Annotated in this window: 6 protein-coding genes; all 6 read left to right on the top strand. The window is 68.8% G+C overall.

Going from position 1 to position 6,000, the window contains the following annotated elements:
* The first annotated feature begins 84 nt into the window (after nucleotides 1-84).
* Nucleotides 85-462: an SHOCT domain-containing protein gene (locus QN350_RS11875; protein WP_281535702.1), complete on the top strand. Its 378-nt coding sequence runs from the start codon at nucleotides 85-87 to the stop codon at nucleotides 460-462.
* Between the two features lie 48 nt (nucleotides 463-510).
* Nucleotides 511-1,968, top strand: a complete 1,458-nt coding sequence (locus QN350_RS11880; RefSeq protein ID WP_322137828.1) for a DUF2252 domain-containing protein — start codon at nucleotides 511-513, stop codon at nucleotides 1,966-1,968.
* Between the two features lie 129 nt (nucleotides 1,969-2,097).
* The gene (locus QN350_RS11885) at nucleotides 2,098-3,075 is read left to right on the top strand and encodes a sugar ABC transporter substrate-binding protein (protein ID WP_281535700.1); all 978 of its coding nucleotides are present in this window, start codon (nucleotides 2,098-2,100) and stop codon (nucleotides 3,073-3,075) included.
* Nucleotides 3,072-4,058 (top strand): ABC transporter permease, encoded by a 987-nt coding sequence (locus tag QN350_RS11890; protein ID WP_322137827.1) that lies wholly within the window; start codon nucleotides 3,072-3,074, stop codon nucleotides 4,056-4,058. Before QN350_RS11885 ends, QN350_RS11890 begins: the two co-directional genes overlap by 4 nt.
* Nucleotides 4,055-4,885 (top strand): ATP-binding cassette domain-containing protein, encoded by an 831-nt coding sequence (locus tag QN350_RS11895; protein ID WP_322137826.1) that lies wholly within the window; start codon nucleotides 4,055-4,057, stop codon nucleotides 4,883-4,885. Before QN350_RS11890 ends, QN350_RS11895 begins: the two co-directional genes overlap by 4 nt.
* Nucleotides 4,886-4,982: 97 nt before the next feature.
* A partial coding sequence (locus tag QN350_RS11900) for an AMP-binding protein (RefSeq protein WP_416347732.1) occupies nucleotides 4,983-6,000 on the top strand: 1,018 nt, incomplete at its 3' end.

The raw sequence follows: 6,000 nt of genomic DNA on the forward strand, positions 1-6,000 counted from the left end.
ATTCCTGAAACCCAGGAAGGGCACTAGTTTGTCAGCGACGAGGGCATCGCACGGGTGTCCCGGGATCCGAAGGAGTGACGGCTCATGGACAATTTCTGGAACCTGGTGGGGTTCTTCTTCTGGTCCTTCGTCTTTCTGGCCTACCTCATGGTGCTCGTGACCATCATCGGAGACCTGTTCAGCGACCATGAGGTCAGCGGCTGGGTCAAGGCGATCTGGATGATCTTCCTGGTCTTCCTGCCCTTCCTCACCGCCCTCGTCTACCTGATTGCGCGGGGTTCCGGGATGTCCCAGCGCCAGGAGCAACGTCGGCAGCAGTATCGCGGCGCGACCGACCAGTACATCAAGACCGTCGCGGGTTCGTCGCCGTCCACGGAGATCGCGGATGCGAAGAAGTTACTGGACACCGGCATCATCACCCAGTCCGAGTACGAGCGGCTCAAGGCCAGGGCGCTGGGCTAGACGGCACGGGCAGAAAACGACTGAGTAACGACAGAGAAGTCGTCAGCCGTGTATGAGGACAGGGCCGCGCTCGACAACGTCGTCGAACATGCGACCGTCGAGGAGCGCAAGGCCAGGGGCAAGCAGGCGCGGGAGCAGACTCCCCGCGCCGGTCACTCGGGTTGGTCGCCGGCCGCGGACCGGCCAGACCCGGTCGCGCTGCTCGAGGAACAGAATCTCACCAGGGACCAGGATCTGGTGCCGGTTCGGCACGGCCGGATGCTTGTCTCGCCGTTCACGTTCTATCGGGGCGCGGCCAGGATCATGGCCGCCGATCTCAAGGACACCCCGAGGTCCGGGTTGATCGTCCAGCTCTGCGGTGACGCCCACCTGTCCAATTTCGGCCTCTTCGCCTCTCCGGAGCGCGCCCTGCTCTTCGACCTGAACGACTTCGACGAAACCCTGCCCGGCCCGTTCGAATACGACGTGCAGCGGATGTGCGCGAGTTTCACGATCGCGGCCCGCAACAACAGGTTCACGACGTCCCAGGTCCACGACGTGACGCTCGCTTCGGTGCGCGCGTACCGCGAGGCGATGGCGGAATTCGCGAAGATGCGCACGATGGACGTCTGGTACGCGCGCATGACCGAGGAGACCGTCATGGCGACCCTCCAGGTCGCCGCGGGCAGGAAGAGCGGAGACAAGACGGAGCGAACGGCGGCGGTGAACGCCGAGAAGAGGACGAGGGCGATCGCCGACAAGGCCCGCACCCGTGACAGCTTGCAGGCGCTGTCGAAACTCGCAGAGTTCGTCGACGGGGAGTACCGCATCATCAGCCAGCCGCCGATCGTCATCCCCGTCCGGGAGCTGACCACGACAACGGGACTGACGCCCGACGAGATCGAGGAATCGGTGCGGACGGCGTTCCGTTCCTACCGCGCCAATCTCCAGGACGACCGCCGCGCGCTGCTCGAACGTTTTGAACTCGTCGACGTTGCCCGCAAGGTCGTCGGCGTCGGGAGCGTCGGCACGCGTGCCTACATAGCGCTGCTCCAGGGGCGTGACCAACAGGATCCACTCTTCCTCCAGGTCAAGGAGGCCAGGGCCTCTGTGCTCGAAGATCATCTCGACAAGAGCCGCTACGAACAACCCGGCGAGCGCGTCGTGCAGGGACAACGGATGATGCAGGCCGCGAGTGACATCTACCTGGGCTGGACGAAAGGGGTGCAGCAGAACCGCTTCCTTTACTGGCGCCAGCTGCGCGACATGAAGGGCTCGGTCGTTGTGGAGAACATGGTGCCGTACGGCATGACCCTCTATGCCGGACTGTGCGGCTGGACGCTCGCTCGCGCGCACGCACGCTCGGGTGACCCGGTCGCCATCGCCGCCTACCTCGGGAAGAGAGACGAATTCGACACGGCCATCACCGATTTCTCGCTGCGCTATGCGGATCAGAACGACCGCGACTATCAGACATTCGCCGAGGCCGTCCGTTCCGGGCGGCTGCCGTCCATCGCCGGCCTGTAGTGCGTCCCCTCCGGACTCGCCACGCAGCGCTGCCGCCTAAGATTCAGGAGGGTCATCCTCAGCGGCGTCCCGCCCGTTCGCCGGACTCCGGCAGCTGGCTGAAGACCGGCCCCGAAGGACGAACCACCGATGTTGCACAAAACCAGCCTGCTCGCCGGGCTCGCGGCCCTGGTCCTGCTTCCGCTCACCCTCACCGGATGCTCGGCGAACGGGAGTAGCGCGACCGGCTCCGACGCGGCATCCGCCGGGAAGACCACCATCGCGATGGTCACCCACGGAAACCCCGGAGACGCGTTCTGGGACGTCGTCAAGAGCGGCGCGGAGCAGGCAGGGAAAGACCTCGGCGCGACCGTGACCTACCAGGGCGACGGCGACCCGGTGCGGCAGAGCCAGCTGATCGACTCGGCCGTCGCGACGCATCCGGACGGCCTGATCGTTTCGATGGCGAACCCCGACGGGGTCAAGGCGTCCATCGAGAAGGCCGTCGCGGCCGGTATCCCGGTGATCACGATCAACTCGGGACTCGAGGAGTCCCTCGCCTTCGGTGCGCAGACCCACGTGGGCCAGAGCGAGTATGCCGCGGGACAGGCCGCGGGGAAGCGCCTCGCCAAGGCGGGGGCCACCAAGGTGATCTGCGTGATCCACGAGGCCGGAAACACGGGCCTCGAAGACCGGTGCCGGGGAGCCGCCGACGGCCTCGGCAGCCCGGTCGCCAACGTGCAGGTCGACATCGCCAACCTCGCGGACGCCCAAAACACGATCAAGAGCACGCTCCTGGCCGACCCGACGATCGACGGCGTGCTCAGCCTGAACCCGGGCATCGCCGTCGCCGCGAGCCAGGCCATCACCGACGCCGGCAGCCACGCGCAGCTCGCGACCTTCGACGTGTCCAAGGACGTGACGACGCTCATCGAGGCCGGCTCGATCCTGTTCGCGGTCGACCAGCAGCCATACTCCCAGGGCTACCTTCCGGTGGTGTTCCTCACCCTGCAGAAACGCAACGGTGACGTCGTCGGCGGCGGCCAGCCGGTGTTCTCCGGCCCCGGGTTCGTGACGAAGGAAAACGCGGCGCAGGTCGCCACCTACGCGGCCCACGGAACCCGATGACCGGGCTGCTTCGCCGCCCCGAGGTCGGGGCACTCGTCGCCGCGTTCGGGATCTTCCTGTACTTCTCGATCTCGACATCCGCTTTCCTGACCCCGGCCGGCGTTGCAACCTGGCTGTATTCGTCGTCGCTGTTCGGGATCATGGCGGTCGCCGTCGCCCTCCTGATGATCGGCGGAGAGTTCGACCTGTCCGCAGGCGCGATGACCGGAACGACCGGCCTGATCGTCGGCATCGCGACGACGCAGTGGGGCCTGAACGTGTGGCTCGCCCTCGTGCTCGCGCTCGCCGCGGCCCTCCTCGTCGGTGCGTTCAACGCGTGGCTCGTCACCTCGACCGGCCTGCCGAGTTTCATCGTGACCCTCGCGACCTTCTTCATCCTGCAGGGCCTCAACCTCGCCGTCACCAAACTGCTCACCGGAACCGTCGCGATCCAGGGCCTCGGAGCGGTCACCGGCTTCGACCAGGCCCGGGTGCTCTTCGGCTCCTCGTTCCCGCTGTTCGGCATGGACGTCAAGATCTCGATCGTCTGGTGGATCCTGCTGACCGCACTCGCGACCTGGGTACTGCTGCGCACCCGCTTCGGCAACTGGGTCTTCGCGGTCGGCGGCCAGGCCGCGAGCGCCCGCCAGGTCGGCGTGCCCGTGCGCCGGGTGAAGTTCGGGCTCTTCCTCACGACGGCGGGCGCCGCCTGGCTCGTCGGCATGCTCCAGCTCTTCGACGTGTCCACCGTGCAGGCGACGACGGGCATCGGCCAGGAATTCGTCTACATCATCTGCGCCGTCGTCGGCGGCTGCCTGCTCACTGGCGGGTTCGGCTCCGCGATCGGCGCCGCCCTCGGCGCCCTCATCTACGGCATGGCGCTCCAGGGCATCGTCTTCGCCCAGTGGGACAGCAACTGGCTCAAGGCCTTCCTCGGCGGCATGCTGCTGCTCGCGGTGCTCGTCAACCTCGGGGTGCGCCGCCAGGCCGGTGACCGCTCATGACCGCGGCGGAGCCCCTGGGCGCGGCGGATGCCCGGACGCCCCTTCTCGAGGTGCGCGGCCTCGGCAAGAACTATGGTTCGGTGCGCGCGCTGAGCAGGGTGACGGCCTCCATCGGAGCCGGCGAGGTGCTCTGCGTGCTCGGCGACAACGGGGCGGGCAAGTCCACGCTGATCAAGGTCCTCGCCGGGGCACACCCGCACACCGAAGGCACTCTCCTTGCCCACGGCATCGAGCAGCACTTCGCGAGTCCCCGGGACGCGCTCGCCCGCGGCATCGCGACGGTCTATCAGGACCTGGCCCTCGTGCCCCTGCTCCCGGTCTGGCGCAACTTCTTTCTGGGCGCAGAAGAGACGGTCGGCCGTGGTCCGTTCCGCCGCCTCGCCGTCGCCGCGATGCGGGCGACCACCCGGGAGAGCCTCGCGACCCTCGGCATCACCCTCCGCGACGTCGACCAGCCGATCGGAACCCTCTCGGGCGGGGAACGCCAGGCCGTCGCGATCGCCCGCGCCGTGCACTTCGGCGCGAAACTGGTCATCCTCGACGAACCGACGTCCGCCCTCGGCGTCACCCAGGCCGGCCTCGTGCTCCGGTACATCGCGCGGGCCAGGGACAGCGGCGTCGGCATCGTGTTCATCACGCACAACCCGCACCACGCCTGGGCCGTCGGGGACCGGTTCCTCGTGCTCCGTCACGGCACGAGCCTCGGCGAATTCGCGCGAGACGGGATCACGCTCGACGCGCTCACCGGGTTGATGGCCGGCGGCGAAGAGCTTGACGCGCTCGGTCGCCTGCTCGGCCGGCCGGCATCCGCCGGGGACGCCCTCTGACCGAGGTGCTGGCAGACACCCCGGCGTCACACGCCTGTTCTACACTGGGGAATCGTCGTGCGGTGCCGAGCACCGCGTCCCGATCCGAGGAGCGAGCGTGACCGAGACCCCCGTTCCGCAGGGTGCAGCCCAGGCTGTGCTCGAGGCCGGATCGCGCACCACGGAGCCGCGCACCCTCATCGACATCCTCTTCGCCACCGAGGCCAGGCACCCGAACGCCCTCGCCCTCGAGGACCACTCCGGCACCGTCAGCTACCGCCAGCTCCGGCATCTCGTCGACGAGCAGGCCCTCGCCCTCAGCCAGGCCGGCGTGCGCCGCGGGGACACCGTCGGCATCCGCATCCCCTCCGGAACCCGCGAACTCTACGTGTCCATCCTCGCAACCCTGCGGGTGGGGGCAGCGTACGTCCCCGTCGACGCCGACGACCCAGAGGAACGCGCACACCTGGTCTTCAGCGAGGCCCGCGTCGTCGGCGTGATCGGCCGCGGCGGCGTCTTCGAGTTCCGGCCGGCGGTGGATGACGTCATGCTCAGGCAGCGGATGCTGCCGCCCGAGGAAGACCTGACCCTCGCGCACACCCACCGCACCCTGCCCCGCGGCAGCGACGACGCCTGGGTCATCTTCACCTCCGGTTCGACGGGGGTGCCGAAGGGCGTCGCCGTCTCGCACCGCTCGGCGGCGGCGTTCGTCGACGCCGAGGCCGGGCTGTTCCTCCGAGCCGACCCGATCGGCCCCGCCGACCGGGTGCTCGCCGGCCTGTCCGTCGCCTTCGACGCCTCCTGCGAGGAGATGTGGCTGGCCTGGCGGGGCGGCGCCTGCCTCGTCTCCGCTCCGCGCTCCCTCGTGCGCAGCGGCGTCGACCTCGGCCCGTGGCTGATCGCGCACGGCATCACCATCGTCTCGACGGTGCCGACCCTCGCGGCGCTCTGGCCCGAGGAAGCCCTCGAACGAGTCCGCCTGCTCATCTTCGGCGGCGAGGCCTGCCCGCCCGAACTCGCCGCCCGGCTCCAGGCCCGCGGCCGCGAGGTCTGGAACACCTACGGGCCCACCGAGGCGACCGTCGTCGCCTGCGCCGCGCTGCTCGACGGCAGCGCGCCGCTCCGGATCGGCCTGC

The sequence above is a fragment of the Cryobacterium sp. 10I5 genome, from assembly GCF_035019865.1.
Taxonomy (GTDB): domain Bacteria; phylum Actinomycetota; class Actinomycetes; order Actinomycetales; family Microbacteriaceae; genus Cryobacterium; species Cryobacterium breve_A.

What these genes read in the sequence shown, in the direction of transcription:
- QN350_RS11895 (WP_322137826.1), top strand. Translation starts at nt 4,055, where the DNA reads ATGACCGCGGCGGAGCCCCTGGGCGCGGCGGATGCCCGGACGCCCCTT.
- QN350_RS11875 (WP_281535702.1), top strand. Translation starts at nt 85, where the DNA reads ATGGACAATTTCTGGAACCTGGTGGGGTTCTTCTTCTGGTCCTTCGTC.
- QN350_RS11890 (WP_322137827.1), top strand. Translation starts at nt 3,072, where the DNA reads ATGACCGGGCTGCTTCGCCGCCCCGAGGTCGGGGCACTCGTCGCCGCG.
- QN350_RS11885 (WP_281535700.1), top strand. Translation starts at nt 2,098, where the DNA reads ATGTTGCACAAAACCAGCCTGCTCGCCGGGCTCGCGGCCCTGGTCCTG.